The organism is Sphingomonas sp. (genome assembly GCF_041661825.1).
Lineage (GTDB): Bacteria > Pseudomonadota > Alphaproteobacteria > Sphingomonadales > Sphingomonadaceae > Sphingomonas.
In genome coordinates this window covers 145,430-164,897 of the sequence record NZ_JBAZTU010000005.1, presented here as the reverse complement: position 1 = coordinate 164,897, position 19,468 = coordinate 145,430, and the positions used below count along the sequence as shown (strand labels likewise).

The window sequence follows — 19,468 nt, the reverse complement described above, 5'->3', positions numbered from 1 at the left end:
CTCCCATGTGCCCCGCAATCTAGGCGGGGCCGCCTCGCCGCTCCGCACGATTATTTGTCGCCGTCATCCGACCCCAGATCATGCTCGAGCCGATAAACGCGGGTCGCGGTGCCGTGGAACAGCGCGTCCTTGTCAGCCTCCGGACAATCGGCCGCGATGCGCTTGAACGCGTTCCACAGGGTCCGGTAGCTGCAGCTCTGCCGGTCGACCGGGAAATTGCTTTCGAACATGCAACGATCGGGGCCGAACGCCTCGATGCAATGGATGATGTATGGCCCCCAGGCCTGGGCCAGTTCCTCGGACGAAGGCGGGTGCTCGCGGGCCTCGAAGCCGAAACCATAGGCTGCCATGCCGAGCCCGCCGAGCTTGACCGTCACCCCGGCGTGCCGTGCCAGCAGGTTGATCCCCTCCCGCCACGTCTCGAACACTGCCTTGCGCCGTTTCGCATAGGGGCCGACGCCAAGCGGCGCGCCGATATGGTCGAGGATGATCGGCGTGTCCGGGAAGGCGGCGGCCAGCGCCGCCACCTCATCGAGCTGGGTGAAATAGACCCAGGCATCGAAGCTGAGCCCGAGCGGTGCGAGCCGGGCGAAGCCGCGCCGAAACGCGCTGTCGGCGAGCAAATAGCGGGGGGGCGTGATCTTCGCGAGCGCGCCGACCTTCGCGTCCCATTGCGCCTGCTGGCGGATGCCCCTGAAGCGCCCGTCCCCGGCCGCGAGATGCGCCTCGAGCACCGGGGCCACCGCATCACCCAGCCGCAGATCGGCATAGCCTACGATCCCGGCGCAGGGCCGCCGATCGCCGTACAGGCCGCTCGCGCCGATCGCCGCCATGTCGTTCACATAGTCGGTCTCGCCGACCGGTCGCATCTCCTCGGGGCCGTCCGCGCGGTACATCGCGTTGCATTGAACGAAGACGGATGCACGCATGTCGTGGCCCGAATCCAGGTCGGCCATCAGCTCGGGCAATTGATACGCCTCGGGCGGGCGCCACCAGAGATGATGATGCGCATCGACGATCCGCCGGGCAGGATCGATCACCGCCTCGACAGCGCCCGCCAGCCAGCGGTTCTGTTCCGCCATCGTCCTGTGCGGGATCGATCCCAAGCGCTTCTCCCGTCACGAAATGTGCTGCATGGCAGAATGCATCCCGCATCCCTTGCATGCAACTGCCTTCGCCGGCGATGCCGCCGGCTCCGGCATGAGTTGGCCTCATCAAACGGGCAGGAAAATTGGCTTGTTGATCGTCCCGAAACCGGCGGATTGGAGCGACGAACAGCGCGGCATCGCACGGCATCGACCAGCGGTTCCCGACTTGCGCGAACGTCCGGGGGAGTGAGCATGGCATCGGTGGCAACCCACGAATTCGAGCGGGAAGACCTGATCCTCGTCCGCCGCGAAGACCGCGCCGAGGGCGGCTGGGTCGCCTATGTCACCGTCAACAACGCCGCCAAGAAGAACGCCCTGCCCGTCGAAGGCCGCGCGCTTCTGGCCAAGATCATGACCGAGCTGGCAACCGAGCCGGAGCTGCGCTGCGCCGTGCTGACCGGTGCGGGCGAGGATTTCATCGGCGGCGCCAATATCGGCCAGATGTCCGAATTTCCCGACCCCGTCGTGGCGGAGACCGGCAGCAAGACCACGCATCATGCCTGTGACAGCATGCGCCGCATGCCGGTGCCGGTGATCGCCCGGATCGACGGCTATTGCCTGGGCGCGGGCATGGAGATTGCCACCTCTTGCGATATGCGCGTCGCCACGACGCGAGCGCGTTTCGGCATGCCCGAAGTGAAATACGGCGTGCCCTCGGGCATGGAGGCGTGCCTGATCCCACGACTGGTCGGGTGGGGCAAGGCGATGGAGCTGGTGTTCACCGGCGAGATGATCTCCGCCGAGGAGGCCTATCATTTCGGCTATGTCGAGAAGCTGGTTGCCCCCGAAGACCTCGACCGGCAGACTGAGACCTGGGTGCGGGCGATCTGCGAGGCGGGGCCGCGCGCGATCCGCATCCAGAAGGAATTGTGCCGTGACTGGGAACAGATGTCGATCAGCGACGCGGTGCAGGCGGGGGTCCGCGCGGTCGGCCGCGCCCACACCACCGACGAACCCAAGCGTCTGATGACCGCATGGCGCGAACGCCAGCGCCGGAGGCGGGAAGCCCGCGGCTCCTGATGGAGGCCGAGGTTCGGGATCGGGACGGTATGGTGCTCGCCGATTGCGCTGCAGCGTTGCGCGCAGTCGGACGCTATCTCGCGTCGGTCCGTATCGCGGTGGAAGAACGCGTATCGGCGGGCGGCAAGGTCGATGGTGCGCTGCTCAATCGTCACCAGCATGCGGCACATGGCCTGGCCTGGATCGCCACCTATGACGCAGCCCTTCGCGCGCTGTTTGGCTGGGCTGAGCGGCTGACGGCGGAGCGGCCGCTGCGCGAGGTCGAGCGACTGATCCTCACGAGCGGTTTCGCTGAATATCTCGCCCAGATCGGTGGCGGCATCCCGATGAGTCAGGTCGAGATGATCCGCCCGAGCGATTTCGGGCTCGAGGAGGAGGCAGCCGCGTGCCTTGCAGACCCGGCCTGTCGGGCGCTGATTGCAGCCGGCGGCAGCGACGCCCGCGCCCGCGTCGCCGCGTCGCTCGGTATCGGCGCGGGGCCGGACCGGGCGCTGGGCGACGAGCTGCTCGAGGTGATGGCCGACCAGTTCTCGCGCTTCGTCGAGGACAAGGTCGCGCCGCATGCGCATCAATGGCATCTCGACAATGCCTATATTCCGCTCGACGTGGTGACCGCGATGGCGGGCATGGGCGTGTTCGGCCTGACCGTGCCCGAGGCCTATGGCGGCGCGGGCCTGGGCAAGCTCGCCATGTGCCTTGTCTCGGAAGAGCTCTCGCGCGGCTATATCGGCATAGGCTCGCTCGGTACCCGGTCCGAGATCGCGGCGGAGCTGATCCGGCTCGGCGGGACCGAGGCGCAGAAGGACCATTATCTGCCGCGCCTCGCCTCGGGCGAGATCTTGCCGACCGCCGTGTTCACCGAGCCCAATGTCGGATCGGACCTGGCCTCGCTGCGCACCCGCGCGGTGCGCGCGACCAATGCCGCCGGCGAGCCGGTGTGGCGCGTCACCGGCAACAAGACCTGGATCACGCACGGCGCGCGCAGCGACCTGATGACCTTGCTGGTGCGCACCGATCCGTCGCAGACGGGGTATCGCGGCCTTTCCATGCTGCTCGCCGAGAAGCCGCGCGGCGACGACGCCGACCCCTTTCCCGCCCCCGGCATGAGCGGCGGCGAGATCGAAGTGCTCGGCTATCGCGGCATGAAGGAATATGAGATCGCCTTCGAGGATTTCGACGTGCCGGAGAGCGCCCTGCTCGGCGGGATCGAGGGCCAGGGCTTCAAGCAGCTGATGGAAACCTTCGAGAGCGCGCGCATCCAGACCGCGGCGCGCGCGGTCGGCGTGGCGCAGAACGCGCTCGAGCTTGGCCTGTCCTATGCCGCCGACCGGATCCAGTTCGGCGAGCCGATCGCTGCCTTTCCCCGCATCGCCGGCAAGCTCGGCTGGATGGCGACGGAGACGATGATCGCGCGCCAGCTCTCCTATGTCGCGGCGCGCGAGAAGGACGAAGGCAAGCGCTGCGACATCGATGCCGGCATGGCCAAGCTGCTCGCCGCACGCGTCGCCTGGAGCAATGCCGACAATGCGCTGCAGATCCATGGCGGCAATGGCTTCGCGCTCGAATATCCGATCAGCCGGGTGCTGTGCGACGCGCGCATCCTCAACATCTTCGAGGGCGCGGCCGAGATCCAGGCGCAGGTCATCGCGCGCGGCCTGCTCGCGCGGGGGAACTGACATGGCGGTGATCGGCGTGATCGGCACCGGCGTGATGGGGCGCGGCATCGTCCAGCTCTTCGCCCAGGCCGGCCATGAGCTGCGGCTCTACGACACCAGCCCGGAGGCGGTGGCCGAGGCCGCCCGCTTCGTCGCGGGCATGATCGACCGGCAGGTGGCCAAGGGCACGATCGACGCCATGGCCGGAGAGTCGGTCAAGGGCCGCATCATTCCGTGCACCGCGCTCGCCGATCTCGCCGGCTGCGAGGTGGTGATCGAGGCGATTGTCGAGCGGCTCGATGTGAAGCAGCAAGTGTTCGGCGAGCTGGAGGCACTGGTCGGCGCGGAGTGCATCCTCGCCAGCAACACCTCCTCTCTGCTGATCAGCGCCATCGCTTCCAAATGCGCACATCCCGAACGAGTCGCCGGACTGCACTTCTTTAACCCCGTGCCGCTGATGAAGCTCGCCGAAATCATCCCCGGCGTGATGACCGCGCCAATCGTCACCGACCGCCTCAAGGCACTGGTCGAGGGCGCGGGCCACCGCGCCGTCACCGCTGCGGACCAGCCCGGCTTCCTGGTCAATCATGCCGGCCGCGCGCTCTATACCGAGGGTCTGCGCGTGGTCGAGGAAGGCGTGACCGACCATGTCGGCGTCGACCGCATCGTGCGCGAGGGGCTCGGTTTTCGCATGGGCCCGTTCGAGCTGCTCGACCTTACCGGGCTCGATGTGTCGGGTCATGTCATGCAGTCGATCTACGACCAGTTTCTGCAGGATCCGCGTTACCGCCCCTCGGCGCTGATCCCGCCCCGGATCGCTGCGGGGCTGTACGGGCGCAAGACCGGGCGCGGTTTCTACGCCTATCCCGACGGCCAGAAGCAGGAGCCGGCCGAAGCCGGTGTTCCCGCGGCGAAGCATCCGATCTGGCTTGGTGAAGGAGTGGATATAGAGGCGGTGACCGCCCTCGTTACGAACGCCGGTTTCACGCTGGTGGAACGGCCCGACGATCCGACCGATCCCGCCCTGCTGCTCGCGCTCTGGGGCGAGGACCTCACCTCCGCCGCCGTCCGTCTTGGCCTCGACCCGACACGCTGCGTCGCGATCGATCCGATCACCGATTTCGAACGCCGCCGCACTTTGATGACGTCGCCGGTCACACGCCACGCCATCGTCGACGCAGCGCACGCGTTGCTGGCGAGCGACGGCACGAAGGTCAGCGTGATCAGCGACAGTCCCGGCTTCGTCGCGCAGCGCGTGCTGGCGATGATCGTCAACACCGGTTGCGAAATCGCCCAGCGCGGCATCGCGTCGCCCGACGATATCGACGCGGCGGTGCGGATCGGCCTGGGGTATCCGATGGGGCCGCTCGCGCTCGGCGACCGGATCGGCGCGGCGCGGGTGCTCGCCATCCTTGAATCGTTGCAGCGAGTGACGGGCGATCCCCGCTATCGCCCAAGCCTGTGGCTGCGCCGCCGCGCGCTGCTTGGCCTGTGGCTCGGGCAGCAAGCGGTATGAGCGTCCGGACCGACATGCCGGTACCCGGCATCCTGCGCCTCCTGATCGACCGCCCCGACGCGCGCAACGCGATCAACGCGAATGTGCGCATTGGCCTGATCGATGCTGCGACGACCGCGCAGGCCAATCCGGCAATCCGTGCTTTGGTGATCGCCGGCGCCGGCGGCATGTTCAGCGCCGGCGGCGATCTGCCGAGCCTGGTCGGCATCAGCGAGGATGCAGCGCTGGCCCGGCTACGCGAGGGGCACCGGCTGGTGTCGCTCCTCTGGACCTATCCCAAGCCCGTCGTCGCCGCGGTGGAGCGGTTCGCGATCGGCGCGGGGGCCGGCCTGGCCCTGCTCAGCGACGAGATCGTCATCGGGCAGAAGGCGGTGTTCGGTTTTCCCTTCATCCGTCTCGGACTGGTGCCGGACTGGGGCCTCTCCGGTACGGTTCCGCGCCGCGCCGGGGCGGAAGCGGCGGCGAAACTGTTCGCGACGGGTGGCAATGTTGCGGCCGACCGTGCGCTGGCGCTCGGGCTTGCCGATCAGGTCGTCGAGGACGCTCGCGTGATGGAAGAGGCGGTCGCCCGTGCGGAGGCGCTCGCCCGCCTTGCCCCGGGGGCCTTCGCCCGGCTGAAACGGCGCCTGCGCGGCGATGCGGAGCAGGTGTTGCAACTCGACCGCGAAGCGCGCGACCAGGCGGCATGCCTCATGTCGTCGGAATTCGCCGAGGGTTATGCGGCGTTCCGCGAAAAGCGCGAGCCGAGATTTTAACACTACCTCCCCTCTCCTTTCAGGAGAGGGGCAAGCTGCGCAGCAGCGCGGGGTGCGGTTGAGGGCAGGACCAGCCCGTCGCCCTCACCCTCCCATTGCTTCGCAATGGGCCCCTCCCTCTCCCGCTGGGAGAGGGGTTAGACTGTCAGTTGAGTCACGCCCTTCACATATGTGTAGCCATCGAGCCCCTCGGACCCACCCTCACGGCCATATCCCGAATCCTTGATCCCCCCGAACGGCACCTCGGGAAAGGATGAAGTGAAATGGTTGATCGACAGACTTCCGCATTCGACCCCGTCGATCAGCTTCGCCGTCACGCTCGCCGAATCCGTGAACGCATAGGCAGCCAGACCGAATGGCACCGCATTGGCCCGCCCGATCGCTTCCTCCACCCCCGACACCCGGCTCACCAGGGCCAAGGGTCCGAACGGCTCCTCCACCATGGCGCGCGCGTCAGCCGAAACATCGGCGATCACCGTCAGCGGATAGACGAACCCCTCATTCCCCTGGCGCGCGCCGCCGCTCGCCAGCCGGGCGCCGCGCTCCAGCGCATCATGCACATATCCTTCGATCGCGGTCATGCGGCGCTGGTTGATCAGCGGCCCCATCTCGGTTTCCTCAGCCAGCGCAGGGCCCGCGCGCAACGCAGACGCCGCGGCGCCGAAGCTTTCGACGAACCGCTCATACACCGCATCATGCACGAAGAACCGCGTCGGCGACACGCAGACCTGCCCGGCATTGCGCGACTTGGCCCTGGCTGCCAGCGCGCCCAGCGCATCGACATCGGCATCCTTCCACACGATCACCGGCGAATTGCCGCCAAGCTCCATGATCGCCGGCTTCATATGGCGCCCGCACAGTTCGGCGAGATGCTTGCCCACGGGAACCGATCCCGTGAAGGTCACCAGCCGGATCGACGGGTGCGCGATGAGATAGTCGGAAATCTCCGCGGGTTTGCCGAACACCAGATTGACCACGCCCTCGGGCACGCCCGCATCGTGGAACGCCTCCACCAACGCCATCGGGCCGGACGGCGTCTCCTCGGCACCCTTCAGGATGATCGAGCATCCCGCCGCCAATGCGCCGGCAACCTTGCGAGTCGGCGAGGCCAGCGGGTAATTCCACGGCGTGAAAGCGGCGACGACCCCGATCGGATAGCGTAGCGCCATCTTGCGAAAACCGGGCTGGGCCGGGATGATCCGGCCATAGAGCCGCCGCCCCTCGCCCGCATCCCACATGATCCGCGCGCGGGCGATATCGACCTCGCTGCGCGCTTCCTCCAGCGTCTTGCCCTGGTCGAGCGCGATGGCAAGGGCGATGCGCTCGCGCCGTTCGCCGAGCAGGTCGGCGGCCCGCAGCAATATCTTTTCACGATCGGCAGGCGACACGTCGCGCCATGCCTTCAGGCCATGTTCCGCCGCCGCGATGGCATCGTCCAGCTCGGCCCTGCCGGCATGCGGCAGCGAGGCCAGCACCGTGCCGTCGGACGGATTGATCACCTCTTCCCCGGCCGCGGCGGTGCGCCATGCCCCACCGATCAGGAATTTCAGCTCGGGATAGCCCATCACTCTCTCCTGCTCTTCCGGCCGTTTCTCATCATCAGTGGCTTATTGTTTATTCGGAAGACTTGCCAAATGACAGATTATCACGCCTCTATCAGATTATATCGGGTTGATGCGCATCGGCCTTTGCCGGATGCCCGAAGCACGATGGAGCGGGTGCCAGACAGGCGATGAATTTCGATTTTTCCGAAGATGTGACGCTGATGCGCGAGGAGGTCCGCAGGATCCTGCGCGACAGTTTTCCGCGCGGCAGCGTGCGCCAGGCGGTCGATGCCGGCGCGCCGTTCGACCGGGCATTCTGGAGGTCGATCGGGGAGATGGGCTGGCTCGGCGTCGCCATCCCGGAACGCCTCGGCGGATCTGGCCTGGGATATGAAGCCTTGTGCATGATCGCCGAGGAGATCGGCGGCGGCGTGGCTCCGGTGCCGTTCGCTTCCTCGATCCAGCAGGCAGCCGAGGCAATCCTGCTGTTCGGCAGCGACGCCCAGCGCGAACGCTGGCTGCCCGGTCTCGCCAGCGGTGAGACGATCGGCTGTTTCGCGCTGGCGGAAGGCACAGGCGATCCGCGCGAGGATGCCCTCGCTACGAGCTTCGCGAACGGTCTTACCGGCACCAAGCTCCCGGTGATCGACGGCGACATCGCCGATCTCTGCATCGTCGCCACCAGGGACGGGCTGTGGGTCGTCGAACTCGACCAGCCGGGCGTGAAGCGCGAGCCGCTGGAGGCGCTGGACCTCGTCCGCCACAGCGTCCGCCTGACCCTCGACAGCGCCACGGCCGAACGGCTCGATGGCGCAAAGGGCTGGCACGACGTGCAGCGCCTGCTCGATCGCACCGCGATCCTCACCGCTTTCGAACAGGTCGGCGGGGCGCAGGCCGCACTCGACATGGCCGTGGCGTTCGCAAAGGAGCGTTACGCCTTTGGCCGCTCGATCGCGTCCTTCCAGGCGATCAAGCACAAGCTCGCTGACATCTATGTCGCGCTCGAACTGGCGCGCTCCAATGCCTGGTACGGCGCCTGGGCGCTGGAGAATGACGCGCCCGAACTCCCCGTCGCGGCCGCCGCCGCGCGGCTCGCCGCGATCGATGCGTTCAGCCTCGCCGCCAAGGAGAATATTCAGACGCATGGCGGCATGGGCTTCACTTGGGAGTCCGACTGCCACCTCTATTACCGCCGCGCCCGCGAGCTGGCGCTGGTCATGGGCAGTACGCGCTACTGGCGCGACCGGCTGATCGACCGGCTGGATGAGGCTGCCTGAGATGGACTTCAGCGACACCCCCGAAGAAGCCGCCTTCCGCGCCGAGGCCCGCGCGTTCCTCGACGCGCACATGCCGCTCAAGCAGGGCCGCGTCACCAGCCGGGCAATGACGCCGGAGGATGTCGCCGCCTCCAGGGCCTGGCAGCGCATCAAGGCGGAGAAAGGTTTCGCCGGCATCCTCTGGCCGAAGGAATATGGCGGGCGCGAGGGCACGCCGATGCAGCAGATCATCTTCGGCCAGGAGGAAGAGCGCTACGCCGTCCCGACCACGGTGTTCAACCAGGGCGTCGGCATGGCGATGCCCACCGTGATGAGCTTCGGCACGCCCGACCAGCTCGCCCGCTATCCCCGCCCCGCGCTGATGGGCGACGAAGTGTGGTGCCAACTCTTCTCCGAACCCGCCGCCGGCTCCGACCTCGCCGGGCTGCGCACCCGCGCCGTGGCAGAGGGCGACGACTGGGTGATCAACGGCCAGAAGATCTGGACCTCCTACGCGCATTTCGCCGATTTCGGCATGATGGTCGCGCGGACCGACCCGGACCTGCCCAAGCATCAGGGGCTGACCTTCTTCATTGTCGACATGCGCATACCAGGCATCGAGATCCGCCCGATCCGCCAGATTTCCGGCAGCTCCAATTTCAGCGAGGTGTTCTTCACTGACGTCCGCATCCCCGACAGCCAGCGGCTCGGCAAGGTCGGCGAGGGGTGGAAGGTCGCGCTGACCATGCTCGCCAATGAGCGCTTCACCGTCGGCCGGGCCGAGGGGCCGGACTTCGAGGATATCTTCGCACTTGCCCGCAGCGTGGATCTCGACGGCAAGCGCGCGGTCGACGACAGCGCGGTGCGCGAACGCCTCGCCCGCTGGTATGTCCAGAGCGCCGGCCTGAAATACACCCGCCTCCGCGCGCAGACGGCGCTGTCGCGCGGCAAGGCGCCGGGGCCGGAGAATTCGATCGGCAAGCTGGTCAGCGCGCCCAAGCTGCAGGAGATCGCGACCTTCGGCATCGACCTGATCGGCATGGCCGGCGCGATATCCGACCCCGACGTGGCGGCAATGAACGGCTGGTTCCAGCAGGCGCTGCTCTATGCGCCGAGCAAGCGGATCGCCGGCGGTACCGACGAGATATTGCGCAACATCATCGCCGAGCGCGTGCTTGGCCTGCCCGGCGATGTGCGCGCCGACAAGGGCCTGCCGTTCAACCAGATCCCGACCGGCCTGCGCTGATGCGGCGCGCAGTCTATAGCCATACCGAGATGAAGCGCCTGATCGCGCCGGAGACGGTCGCGATTGTCGGCCTCTCGCGCAACGAGACGTCGTTCGGCGCACGGACCGCCGCCAACCTTGCGCATTTCAATGGTCGCCTCTACGGCGTGAACCCGAATGGCGGCCTGATCCACGGCGTGCAGTGCTTCGCGACGCTCGCCGACATTCCTGAGCCGGTGGATTGCGCCGTCCTCGCCGTGCCGATGGAAGCGGTCGAGCAGGTCGTGACTCAGTGCGCTGCAGCGGGCGTCGGCGGCTGTATCATCTACGCCTCGGGTTTTGCAGAGACCGCACTTCCCGATCGTATCGCCCTCCAGCAGCGCATCGGCGATATCGGCCGCGCGGCGGGCATGCGCATCGTCGGCCCCAATTGCTTCGGCCTGATCAACAACATGTCGCGTGCGGGCCTGAGCTTCTCGGGCCGCTATGGCGCAGCGCCGGGGCGGCAGGGCCCGATCGGCCTCGTTTCGCAATCCGGCGGCCTCGGCCAGGCGCTCGCACAGGTGACCGAGCGGGGCGGCGCGTTCAGCCATTTCCTCGCCGCCGGCAACAGCTGCGATATCGATGTCTGCGACTATCTGAGCTACCTCGCCGGCGACCCCGATTGTCGGGTCATCACCTGCATCGCGGAAGGGTTGAACGACGGTGAGCGCTTGCTCCAGGCCGGTGAAGCAGCGCGCGCCGCGGGCAAGCCGATCGTCATGTACAAGATTGCGACCGGCGCGGCGTCCGCCCAGGCAGCGATGTCGCACACCGGCACACTTGCCGGGTCGAACGCGGCCTATGACGCCGCCTATCGCCGCGTCGGCATCATCAAGGCCGACAATATCGAGGACCTTTACCCGGTGGCCGCCTTCCTCGCGAAAGCGGGGCTACCCAAGGCCAGGGGCGTTGCGGCGGTCGCGGCCTCGGGCGGCGCCTGCGTCATCACGCTCGACAAGGCCGAGGCGGCGGGCGTGGCCATGCCCCTGCCCGCGGCCGCAACGCGCGCGGTGCTCGAGGCGAACGTGCCCGATTTCGGATCGCCGACCAACCCGTGCGACATCACTGCCCAAGTCGCGACCAACCCCGCCTCCTATGCTGCCTGCGCCGAGGCGCTACTCGCCGATCCGTCCTACGGCGCACTGGTGGTGATGGCGCCGAGCATCAGCGAGGCGATGACCCCGCGCAACATCGCCATGTTCTCGGAACTGGCGGCAGCGGCAGGCAAGCCGGTGTGCCTGTCCTGGATGTCCGAATGGACCAGCGGCCCCGGCGCCGAGCAATGCGAGGCCGACCCGCATGTCGCGCTGTTCCGGTCGACCGACCAATGCTTTCGCACGCTTGCTGCCTGGCACGGATGGGCGACCGCACTCTCCGCCCCGCAACCCCGCGCCCGCATCGCCGGCATCAACCCCGACGCCTATGCCCTGCTCCGCCTCGCCGGCGACCGGCTGACCGAGCGCGAGGCCAAGGCAGTGCTCGCCAGCTATGGCATTCCGGTCGCGACCGACCAGGTGGTCCGTAGCGCGGACTCGGCAGTGGACGCGGCAACCGCGCTTGGCTTCCCGGTCGTGCTCAAGGTCGAATCCCCCGACATCCCGCACAAGACCGAAGCCGGCGTCGTCCGCCTCGGGCTCACCGACGAACGCGGGGTGCGTCACGCCTATGCCGAAATCATCGCCGCCGCCGCCCGCTTGGAGCCTCCACCCCATATCGCCGGCGTGCTGGTCCAGCCGATGATCGCGAAGGGCGTCGAACTCGTCATCGGCGCGCAGAATGATCCGACCTTCGGCCCCATGGTCGTGGTCGGCCTTGGCGGCGTCATGGTCGAGCTGATCAAGGATTCCGCCGCCGAACTGGCGCCGGTGAACCGCGACCAGGCCGGCGCAATGCTGCGCCGGCTGAAAGGCTACACGCTCCTGACCGGCTTCCGCGGCTCGGCTCCCGTCGACATCGAAGCAATCGAACGCATCATCGTCGCGGTCTCCGAACTCGCCTTCGACCAGGCCGATCGCATCGCGGAGATCGACGTCAACCCGGTGATCTGCCGCCCCGACGGCGCGGTCGCGGTGGATGCGCTGATCGTTCGGTCCGACACCCCCAGTTCCAACGGAGAACGCACATGGCGAAATGGCTGAAGTCTGAGGACTTCATCACCTTCGAGGTGAAGGATCGGATCGCGTACATCACGATGAACCGGCCGGAGAAACGCAATGCGCTCTCGCCCGAGCTGATCCAGGAAGTCCATGACGCGATGCTCGAGGCGGACGACCTCACCAGCGTGCATGTCATCGTGCTGCAGGGCGCGGGGCAGGATTTTTGCGCGGGGTACGATCTCGGTTTCGGCGCCAATCCGGCCAACCAGGCCGATACCGAGGGCAAATACCGCAGCCGCATCGGCACCTTCGATGACGATATCTGGACGATGCAGCGCAAGATGGGGAAGATGCTGATCATCCCCGAAATCCACAAGCCGGTCATCGCCAAGATCCAGGGTCGCGCGCTGGCGGGTGGCGCGGAGCTGGCACTGTGTTGCGACATCGTCATCGCCGCGGACGATGCACAGATCGGCCATCCCGGCGCGCGCGGCATCGGATCGCCGCCGGTCAATTACTGGTTCTACCATGTCGGCCCGCAATGGGCGAAGCGCCTGCTGCTCACCGGCGACAGCGTGACGGGCAAGGACGCCGCGCGGATCGGCATGGTGCTCGACGCCGTTCCCGCGGCGGAACTCAATGCCGAGGTCGAGGCGCTGGCGAAACGCATCGCGATCCTCGACCCGGAGATCAGCGCCGCGCAGAAGCGCATCGTCAATGTCGCGATGGATCTGTCAGGCGCGAAGATGGCGCAGGGTTTCGCGCTGGAAGCCGATGCCCGTGCGCATCTGTCGCAAGGGCCGGGCCGCCAGAAATGGCGCGCGGACGTGAAGGAGCACGGCGTGCGCCAGGCGATCCGCATCCGCGACGCGCAATATGGGTCGGATCCCGTGCGGATCCGGTATCTCGAGGATTAAGGCCGACAGCCGGCGCTGCCGGCCTCTATCGTTCAGTTGCGCAGACTGTCCGGCACCACGCCGCCATTCTCCGCAAGCTTGGCCATCACGGCCTTGTGGAGCGCGATATTCTTCTCGGCGCTGCCGTCCTCACCGCTCACGCCAAGCTCTTCCGCCAGTTCCTTCCGCGCGGAGAGGCTGGAATCGAGGTCGAGCAGCTTCAACAAGTCGACGATCGACGTCTGGTAGTTGCCGCCGCCGCCCTTCAGCGACGCCATCTCGCTGAGCACCGCGCCGACATCGACATTCTGGGGGGCGGGGGCAGGTGCCGCCGGCGCCACCGGGGCAGGAGCAGCGGCCGGCGCCGCAGCGGGCGCGGGAGCGGCGGGCGCCGCCTGCGGCGCGGCGGCCTTGTGATGAAAGATCTTGTCCATGATGCTGCCGAAAATGCCCATTGCTCTTCTCCTGGTTGACGTCCTTCGACCGGCCGGGCCGCGTGCCCGCTAGAACGGGGCCCGACGCAAAAAGGTCCCCGGCTGCCATCACCCCGATAAACATCATGGCACGGAACGATCATCCGCCGCCGGAGGTTTGTGCGCGGGGCGCCTCAGCGCGCGATCAGCAGGAGTAAGGATGATGCGCTACACAATTATTGCGTTGCTGACGGGAAGCGCGCTGGCGCTCGCCGGGTGCGGCGGGTCGAAGACCGAGACGAGCACCACGACGAACAGCGTCACCACCCAGGCGGACTCGCTGACGGTCGACACCAATGTGACGACGCCGGTCCTCAGCCCGGGTCAGGCCTTCGCCAACGCCGCAGCCTCCAGCGACGCGTTCGAGATCGCTGAATCGCAGCTCGCCCAGACCGCGTCGAAATCCGCGGCGATCAAGGCCTTCGCGCAGAAGATGATCGACGCCCATACCGGATCGACCACGAAGCTGAAGGCAGCCGCGGCCAGCGCCACGCCGGCGATCACGCCCGATGCGACCCTGACGGCCGAACAGCAGCAGAAGCTCGACGCGCTCAAGGCGCAGACGGGTGCCGATTTCGATACGGCCTATGCAGCCGATCAGGTTGCCGCGCACCAGGCGACACTCGATGCGCTGAAAACCTATTCGGCGACCGGCGACGTCCCCGAACTGAAGACGTTCGCGACCGGGCTGGTCCCGACCGTGACGGCGCATCTCAACATGGCCAAGGGCCTGAAGCCCTGATTCGACGGCGGGGCGGCACCGCCGCCCCGCCTTTCCACCAAGGCTAGACGATCCATTCCCGGATTGCGCGCGCCACGTCGCCGACTGCGTCGCGCGCCAGGGCCACATCGCGCGTCATCTGCAGAAAACCGTGCACCGCGCCTGGCCAGACAACCAACTCCGCCGACACCCCGGCCGCCTCCAGCCGCTCCAGCAGCAACCGGCTGTCGTCCGCTACCGTGTCCGCCTCGGCAACTCCCAGGAAGATCGGCGGCAATCCCGCCAGATCGGCCTGCAGTGGTATCGCCTCGACCGGCGGCTCATCCCGCGCGGCGCCGAGGTAATTTCCCCAATACCAGGCCATCCGTTCCGCCGTCAGGCCGTAGCCCCCGGCCCCGAAGGCCCGCGCGCTTTCGGTGTCCAGCCCCGGCGCAAAACAGCCATAGAGCAGCGCACATCCGACCGGCGTCACCCGCCCCGCATCACGCAGCCGGATCGCCAGCGACAATGCCAGATTGGCCCCCGCGCTGTCCCCCGCAAAAGCGAAGCGGGCCGGATCGAGCGCATAGCGCTTGGCGCGCTTCTCGATCCAGTCCCAAGCCGCCAGGCAATCGTTGAGCGCTGCCGGATGCGGATGTTCGGGCGACAGGCGATAGTCGACGCTGAACAGCACCGCCCCGCTTTGCTGCGCCAGCAGCCGCATCATCCGGTCATGCGTGTCGACATCGCAGGCGAACCAGCCGCCGCCATGAAGATAGAAAATGCCACCCCGCGCCGTCGCTGCAAAGGGCGTATAGACGCGCAGGCGGATCAATCCGCCGGCGCCCCGGATACGATGTTCCTCCACGCCGCCCATCTCGGGCAGGCCATCGTTGAACCAGGCGGATGCCGCGTTCATCCGCGCCCGCGCCTCGGCCGGCGGCAAAGCCATCAGATCGAACGCGGGGAAACGCGTCGCCTGTGCCGCCCGTGCGGCGAGGATCTCGGGATCGATGGGAACCGCCATGGCGGGGGCGACTATCACGCGTCGCGCCGATCACAACAATGACGAATTGTCTTCCGGGACATTACAAAGTTTCTGCCGCATGCGCGCCGACGCCTGTTATGCGAGGCTCCACTTCGACGGAGGGACCATGTCCGGCATTCTGCACGGCCTGCGCATCGCTGAATGCGCCGCCTTCATCGCCTGTCCCTATGCGACGATGACGCTGGCCGAACTGGGCGCCGAGGTGATCCGCATCGACGCGATCGGCGGCGGACTGGACTATCGCCGCTGGCCGGTCACCGCCCAGGGCCGCAGCCTCTATTGGGCCGGGCTGAACAAGGGCAAGAAATCGGTCCGCGTCGATATCCGCAGCGAGGAGGGGCGCGAGCTTGCCCAGGCGATCATCACCGCGCCGGGCGAGAATGGCGGCATCTTCGCGACCAACCTGCCCGCGACCGGCTGGCTCGGCGACGAGGTGCTCCGGGCGCTACGTCCCGACCTTATCCTGGCGACGATTGTCGGCAACCATGATGGATCGACCGCGCTCGACTACACGGTGAACTGCGCGACGGGCTTTCCCGGCATCACGGGCCCGCAAGGGTCGGATGCGCCGGTCAATCATGTCCTGCCCGCCTGGGACCTGCTCGCGGGCATGAGCATGGCGACCGCGATCCTCGCGACCGAACGCCACCGACGGATGACCGGCGAAGGCCAGCGCATCCGGATCGCACTCTCGGATGTCGCCTTCGCTGTGGTCAGCGACCTAGGCTATCTCGCCGAGCACCAGATCAACGGCGCCGCGCGGGAACGCCACGGCAACCATATCTATGGCGCGTTTGGCCACGACTTCGCGACCTCGGACGGCCGCCGCCTGATGGTCGCCGCGGTCAGCGCCGGCCAATGGCAGGCATTGATCCGCGCGACCGGCATTGCCGACCCAGTCGCCGCCCATGAACGGGCGCACGGCGTCGACCTCACGCTGGAAGCTGATCGCTTCGGGACGCGCGAGGCGATCGTCTCCTGGCTCCGCCCCTGGTTCGACGCCCGCACGCTCGCCCAGGCCCGTACCGATCTCGATGCCGCCCGCGCCTGCTGGGGTCCCTATCAGGATGTCGGGCAGATGCTCGCCGAGGACCCCCGGGTCTCGGCCGCCAATCCGATGTTCGCCGAGGTCGAGCACCGCGCCTTGGGCCGCACCCTCACTGCGCGTACACCGATCGCTTTCTCCGCGATCGAAGCGATCCCGCCCCTCGCCGGCCCGGTACTCGGCCAGGATACCGATGCCGTATTGGCCGACCTGCTCGGCCTTTCCTCGGGCGCGATCGGCGCCCTGCACGATCGCTCGATCATCGCTGGCCCGGACGATTGCTGATGCGCCATGCAGTTTGCATTATGAGATATATTCCATTTTACAGCACAATAATGCTTGGTATGAATCCCCTTCAAATGGCGCAAAGATCGCTGTGCAAGGCGTGCGCGTGAGTCGGTGAACAGGAGCGGTCGGTACCCATGTCGAACCCCAATATGCGCCACGGCATCTTCCTCGCGCCGCTCCATGCCGTCGACGAGAACCCCAACAGCCTGATCCACCGCGATCTCGAATTGATGGAATGGCTGGACAAGCTCGGCTTCGACGAGGCGTGGATCGGCGAGCATCACTCGGGTGGGTTCGAGACGATCGCCAGCCCGGAACTGTTCATCGCCGCCGCCGCGGAGCGGACGAAGACGCTGCGCTTCGGCACCGGCGTCATATCCCTCCCCTATCACCAGCCTTTGATGGTCGCGAACCGCATCATCCAGCTCGATCACCAGACGCGTGGCCGGGTGATGTTCGGCTTTGGCCCAGGCCTGCTCGTCTCCGACGCGGCGATGCTCGGCATCGATCCCAAGAAACAGCGCGATCGCATGGCTGAATCGCTCGACGTCATCCTGCGCCTGCTTGCTGGCGAGACGGTGACCGAGAAGACTGAATGGTACAATCTGGTCAACGCGCGCGTGCACCTGATGCCCTATACCCAGCCGCGCCCCGAGATCGCGGTGGCAAGCGCCGCCACGCCATCGGGCGGCAAGCTCGCCGGCAAGCACAATCTCATGATGCTCTGCGTCGCCGCGACCGATCCGCGCGGCGGGTTCAACGTGCTCGACGTCAACTGGAAGGTCGCGATGGATTCGGCGGCCGAGCACGGCAACATCATGAACCGCAACAAGCTGCGCCTGATGGGCCCGATGCACATCGCCGAGACTCGCGAAAAGGCGCGCGAGAATGTCCGCTTCGGGCTCGCAAAATATATCGAATATGCCCGCACCCTCACCCCCGGCCGCTACGGCGATTTCGGGTCGCGCGATCCGGTAGATGTGATGCTCGATTCGGGTCATATCGTCATCGGCACCCCTGACGACGCGATCAAGGTGCTCGAGCAGCTCCGCGAGAAGCAGGGCCATTTCGGCGGCTTCCTCCACCAGGCGCATGACTGGGCGGACTGGGAGCAGACCAAGAAATCCTACGAACTCTATATGCGCTTCGTCGTCCCGCATTTCTCGGGCGCCAATGCCCGACGCGACGAATCCTATGACGAGTGGAAGGCGCATTCGGTCGAGTTCAGCGACGCAAGCCACGCGGCGGCCCAGGCAACCTTCGCCAAGTTCGGCAAGGCCGACCAGGCCGAGGCGGCCGGCCAGCAGACCGGCATGATCGGCGTGAAGGGCTAGCTTTCTACGCGCCCTTGGCCGTCAGGGCATCGCGCAACCGCTGCACCTGGTCGTTGAGCGCGATCATATCCGGCACCGTCAATCTGGAATTCTCCAACAGCGAGTCGGTCAGGCACGACGTTCGGGCGCGCAGCCCCCTGCCCTTCCCGGTCAGGAACACCTGCACCTGGCGCTCGTCCTGCGGATTGCGCCGACGATCGACGAAGCCCGCTGCTTCAAGCCGCTTCATCAGCGGCGTGATCGTGCTCGGCTCGAGCGCGAGCCGGTCGGCGATCGCCGTGATCGTCTGGCCATCCTCCTCCCACAAGGTGCTGAGCACGAGATATTGCGGATACGTCACGCCGAGCGAATCGAGCATCGGCTTGTAAAGCCGGTTGATCGCGATCGTGGTCGAATAAAGCGAAAAACAGAGCTGCGCGTCGAGCGGCAGCGGCTCCTTGCCGGGGTCGGTCATTAAAAAATCCTGCTTCCAGATCAATCCATTATCACAAAAATACATATCGCGATAAATTTCCTTTTGACAAGGGTAAAACGGTGGAGTAGCCATTAGTTATCGCGATAACAAATATCGCACTAACCGATGAAAGGAGACTGAAGATGACCAAGTCCAAGATGCTGCTCGCCGCCGCTGCCACGCTCGCTCTCGGCACGGCCCCTGCCATGACCCACGCCCAAGACAAGGCCGGCGCCCCGATCAAGTCGGTCCTGCTCGTTCATGGCGGCTTCGTCGACGGCTCCGGCTGGCAGGACGTGTACCAGATCCTGAAGAAGGACGGCTACAAGGTGACGATCGTCCAGAACCCGACCAACTCGCTGGCCGACGATGTCGCGGTCACCAAGCGCGCGATCGCCGCGGCGGACGGCAAGGTCATCCTGGTCGGCCACAGCTATGGCGGTGTGGTGGTGTCCGAGGCGGGCACTGACCCCAAGGTCGCCGGCGTGGTCTACATTGCTGCCTTCGCGCCGGACAAGGGCGAGTCGGTCGGCTCGCTGATCGCCAACCCTGCACCGGGCGCCCCGGTGCCGCCGATCCTCCCGCCCAAGGACGGCTATCTGTTCCTCGACAGCGGCAAGTTCGCTGCCTCCTTTGCCGCCGACGTCCGCCCCGATATCGCGCAGTTCATGGCCGACTCGCAGGTGCCCTGGGGCGTCGAGGCGCTGGCGGGTGCAGTCACCAACCCGGCCTGGCGCGTGAAGCCGAGCTGGTACCTGGTCGCCAGCGAGGACAAGATGATCCCACCGGCAGCCCAGCGGCAGATGGCAGCGCGTGCGGGGGCCAAGGTCCAGGAAGCGGCCGGCAGCCACGCCATCTATGTCTCGAAGCCGGCCGTCGTCGCCTCGATCATCGAGGAAGCGGCCCGCGGTTCGGCCAAATAAGCCGATCGATCGAAACGGTGGCGCCGGACCTCGCCCGAGGTCCGGCGCCG

General features: G+C 66.9%; 17 protein-coding genes. 12 read left to right on the top strand and 5 right to left on the bottom strand.

Going from position 1 to position 19,468, the window contains the following annotated elements; all coding sequences use genetic code 11:
* Positions 1–50: 50 nt before the first annotated feature.
* Complete coding sequence (locus WC729_RS22985) at positions 51–1,106, bottom strand: amidohydrolase (protein WP_372856782.1); 1,056 nt, start codon at positions 1,104–1,106, stop codon at positions 51–53.
* 243 nt (positions 1,107–1,349) lie between these two features.
* Here WC729_RS22985 and WC729_RS22980 point away from each other — a divergent pair, with 243 nt between their 5' ends.
* Genes WC729_RS22980 through WC729_RS22965 form a run of 4 tightly spaced genes read left to right on the top strand, consistent with a single transcriptional unit; the run spans position 1,350 to position 6,094 of the window.
* Entirely contained in the window at positions 1,350–2,168 is an 819-nt protein-coding gene (locus WC729_RS22980) for an enoyl-CoA hydratase-related protein (RefSeq protein ID WP_372856781.1), read from the top strand.
* On the top strand, positions 2,168–3,844 hold the full coding sequence (locus tag WC729_RS22975) for an acyl-CoA dehydrogenase family protein (RefSeq protein ID WP_372856780.1): 1,677 nt from the start codon (positions 2,168–2,170) through the stop codon (positions 3,842–3,844). Before WC729_RS22980 ends, WC729_RS22975 begins: the two co-directional genes overlap by 1 nt.
* A 1-nt stretch (position 3,845) precedes the next feature.
* Positions 3,846–5,339: a 3-hydroxyacyl-CoA dehydrogenase gene (locus WC729_RS22970; protein ID WP_372856779.1), complete on the top strand. Its 1,494-nt coding sequence runs from the start codon at positions 3,846–3,848 to the stop codon at positions 5,337–5,339.
* Entirely contained in the window at positions 5,336–6,094 is a 759-nt protein-coding gene (locus WC729_RS22965) for an enoyl-CoA hydratase/isomerase family protein (protein WP_372856778.1), read from the top strand. Before WC729_RS22970 ends, WC729_RS22965 begins: the two co-directional genes overlap by 4 nt.
* 137 nt (positions 6,095–6,231) lie before the next feature.
* Here the strand turns inward: WC729_RS22965 and WC729_RS22960 are convergent, their stop codons facing one another.
* Positions 6,232–7,659 (bottom strand): NAD-dependent succinate-semialdehyde dehydrogenase, encoded by a 1,428-nt coding sequence (locus WC729_RS22960; RefSeq protein ID WP_372856777.1) that lies wholly within the window; start codon positions 7,657–7,659, stop codon positions 6,232–6,234.
* Between the two features lie 167 nt (positions 7,660–7,826).
* On the opposite strand from WC729_RS22960, the gene WC729_RS22955 reads away from it, so the two are divergent.
* From WC729_RS22955 to WC729_RS22940, 4 genes are read left to right on the top strand one after another with little or no spacing between them, the layout of a single operon-like run.
* The gene (locus WC729_RS22955) at positions 7,827–8,915 is read left to right on the top strand and encodes an acyl-CoA dehydrogenase family protein (RefSeq protein ID WP_372856776.1); all 1,089 of its coding nucleotides are present in this window, start codon (positions 7,827–7,829) and stop codon (positions 8,913–8,915) included.
* A 1-nt stretch (position 8,916) separates the two neighbouring features.
* Positions 8,917–10,140, top strand: coding sequence for an acyl-CoA dehydrogenase family protein (locus WC729_RS22950; RefSeq protein WP_372856775.1), 1,224 nt, complete (start codon positions 8,917–8,919; stop codon positions 10,138–10,140).
* A complete protein-coding gene (locus tag WC729_RS22945) occupies positions 10,140–12,299 on the top strand; it encodes an acetate--CoA ligase family protein (protein WP_372856774.1) in 2,160 nt (719 codons plus the stop codon). Before WC729_RS22950 ends, WC729_RS22945 begins: the two co-directional genes overlap by 1 nt.
* Positions 12,284–13,174 carry a crotonase/enoyl-CoA hydratase family protein gene (locus WC729_RS22940; RefSeq protein ID WP_372856773.1) on the top strand — a complete coding sequence of 297 codons (891 nt, stop codon included), beginning with the start codon at positions 12,284–12,286 and terminating at the stop codon, positions 13,172–13,174. Before WC729_RS22945 ends, WC729_RS22940 begins: the two co-directional genes overlap by 16 nt.
* A 32-nt stretch (positions 13,175–13,206) precedes the next feature.
* Here the strand turns inward: WC729_RS22940 and WC729_RS22935 are convergent, their stop codons facing one another.
* On the bottom strand, positions 13,207–13,608 hold the full coding sequence (locus WC729_RS22935) for a DUF3597 domain-containing protein (RefSeq protein ID WP_372856772.1): 402 nt from the start codon (positions 13,606–13,608) through the stop codon (positions 13,207–13,209).
* A gap of 181 nt (positions 13,609–13,789) precedes the next feature.
* Here WC729_RS22935 and WC729_RS22930 point away from each other — a divergent pair, with 181 nt between their 5' ends.
* Positions 13,790–14,368, top strand: a complete 579-nt coding sequence (locus tag WC729_RS22930) for a DUF4142 domain-containing protein (protein WP_372856771.1) — start codon at positions 13,790–13,792, stop codon at positions 14,366–14,368.
* A 43-nt stretch (positions 14,369–14,411) separates the two neighbouring features.
* Here the strand turns inward: WC729_RS22930 and WC729_RS22925 are convergent, their stop codons facing one another.
* Positions 14,412–15,353 (bottom strand): alpha/beta hydrolase, encoded by a 942-nt coding sequence (locus WC729_RS22925; RefSeq protein ID WP_372856770.1) that lies wholly within the window; start codon positions 15,351–15,353, stop codon positions 14,412–14,414.
* Positions 15,354–15,480: 127 nt separating this feature from the next.
* On the opposite strand from WC729_RS22925, the gene WC729_RS22920 reads away from it, so the two are divergent.
* Together WC729_RS22920 and WC729_RS22915 are read left to right on the top strand one after the other, a co-directional pair.
* Positions 15,481–16,704 carry a CoA transferase gene (locus WC729_RS22920; protein ID WP_372856769.1) on the top strand — a complete coding sequence of 408 codons (1,224 nt, stop codon included), beginning with the start codon at positions 15,481–15,483 and terminating at the stop codon, positions 16,702–16,704.
* Between the two features lie 137 nt (positions 16,705–16,841).
* Entirely contained in the window at positions 16,842–18,041 is a 1,200-nt protein-coding gene (locus tag WC729_RS22915) for an LLM class flavin-dependent oxidoreductase (RefSeq protein WP_372856768.1), read from the top strand.
* A 4-nt stretch (positions 18,042–18,045) separates the two neighbouring features.
* Here the strand turns inward: WC729_RS22915 and WC729_RS22910 are convergent, their stop codons facing one another.
* Complete coding sequence (locus WC729_RS22910; protein ID WP_372856767.1) at positions 18,046–18,495, bottom strand: MarR family winged helix-turn-helix transcriptional regulator; 450 nt, start codon at positions 18,493–18,495, stop codon at positions 18,046–18,048.
* 143 nt (positions 18,496–18,638) lie between these two features.
* On the opposite strand from WC729_RS22910, the gene WC729_RS22905 reads away from it, so the two are divergent.
* A complete protein-coding gene (locus tag WC729_RS22905; RefSeq protein WP_372856766.1) occupies positions 18,639–19,418 on the top strand; it encodes an alpha/beta hydrolase in 780 nt (259 codons plus the stop codon).
* Positions 19,419–19,468 lie beyond the last annotated feature (50 nt).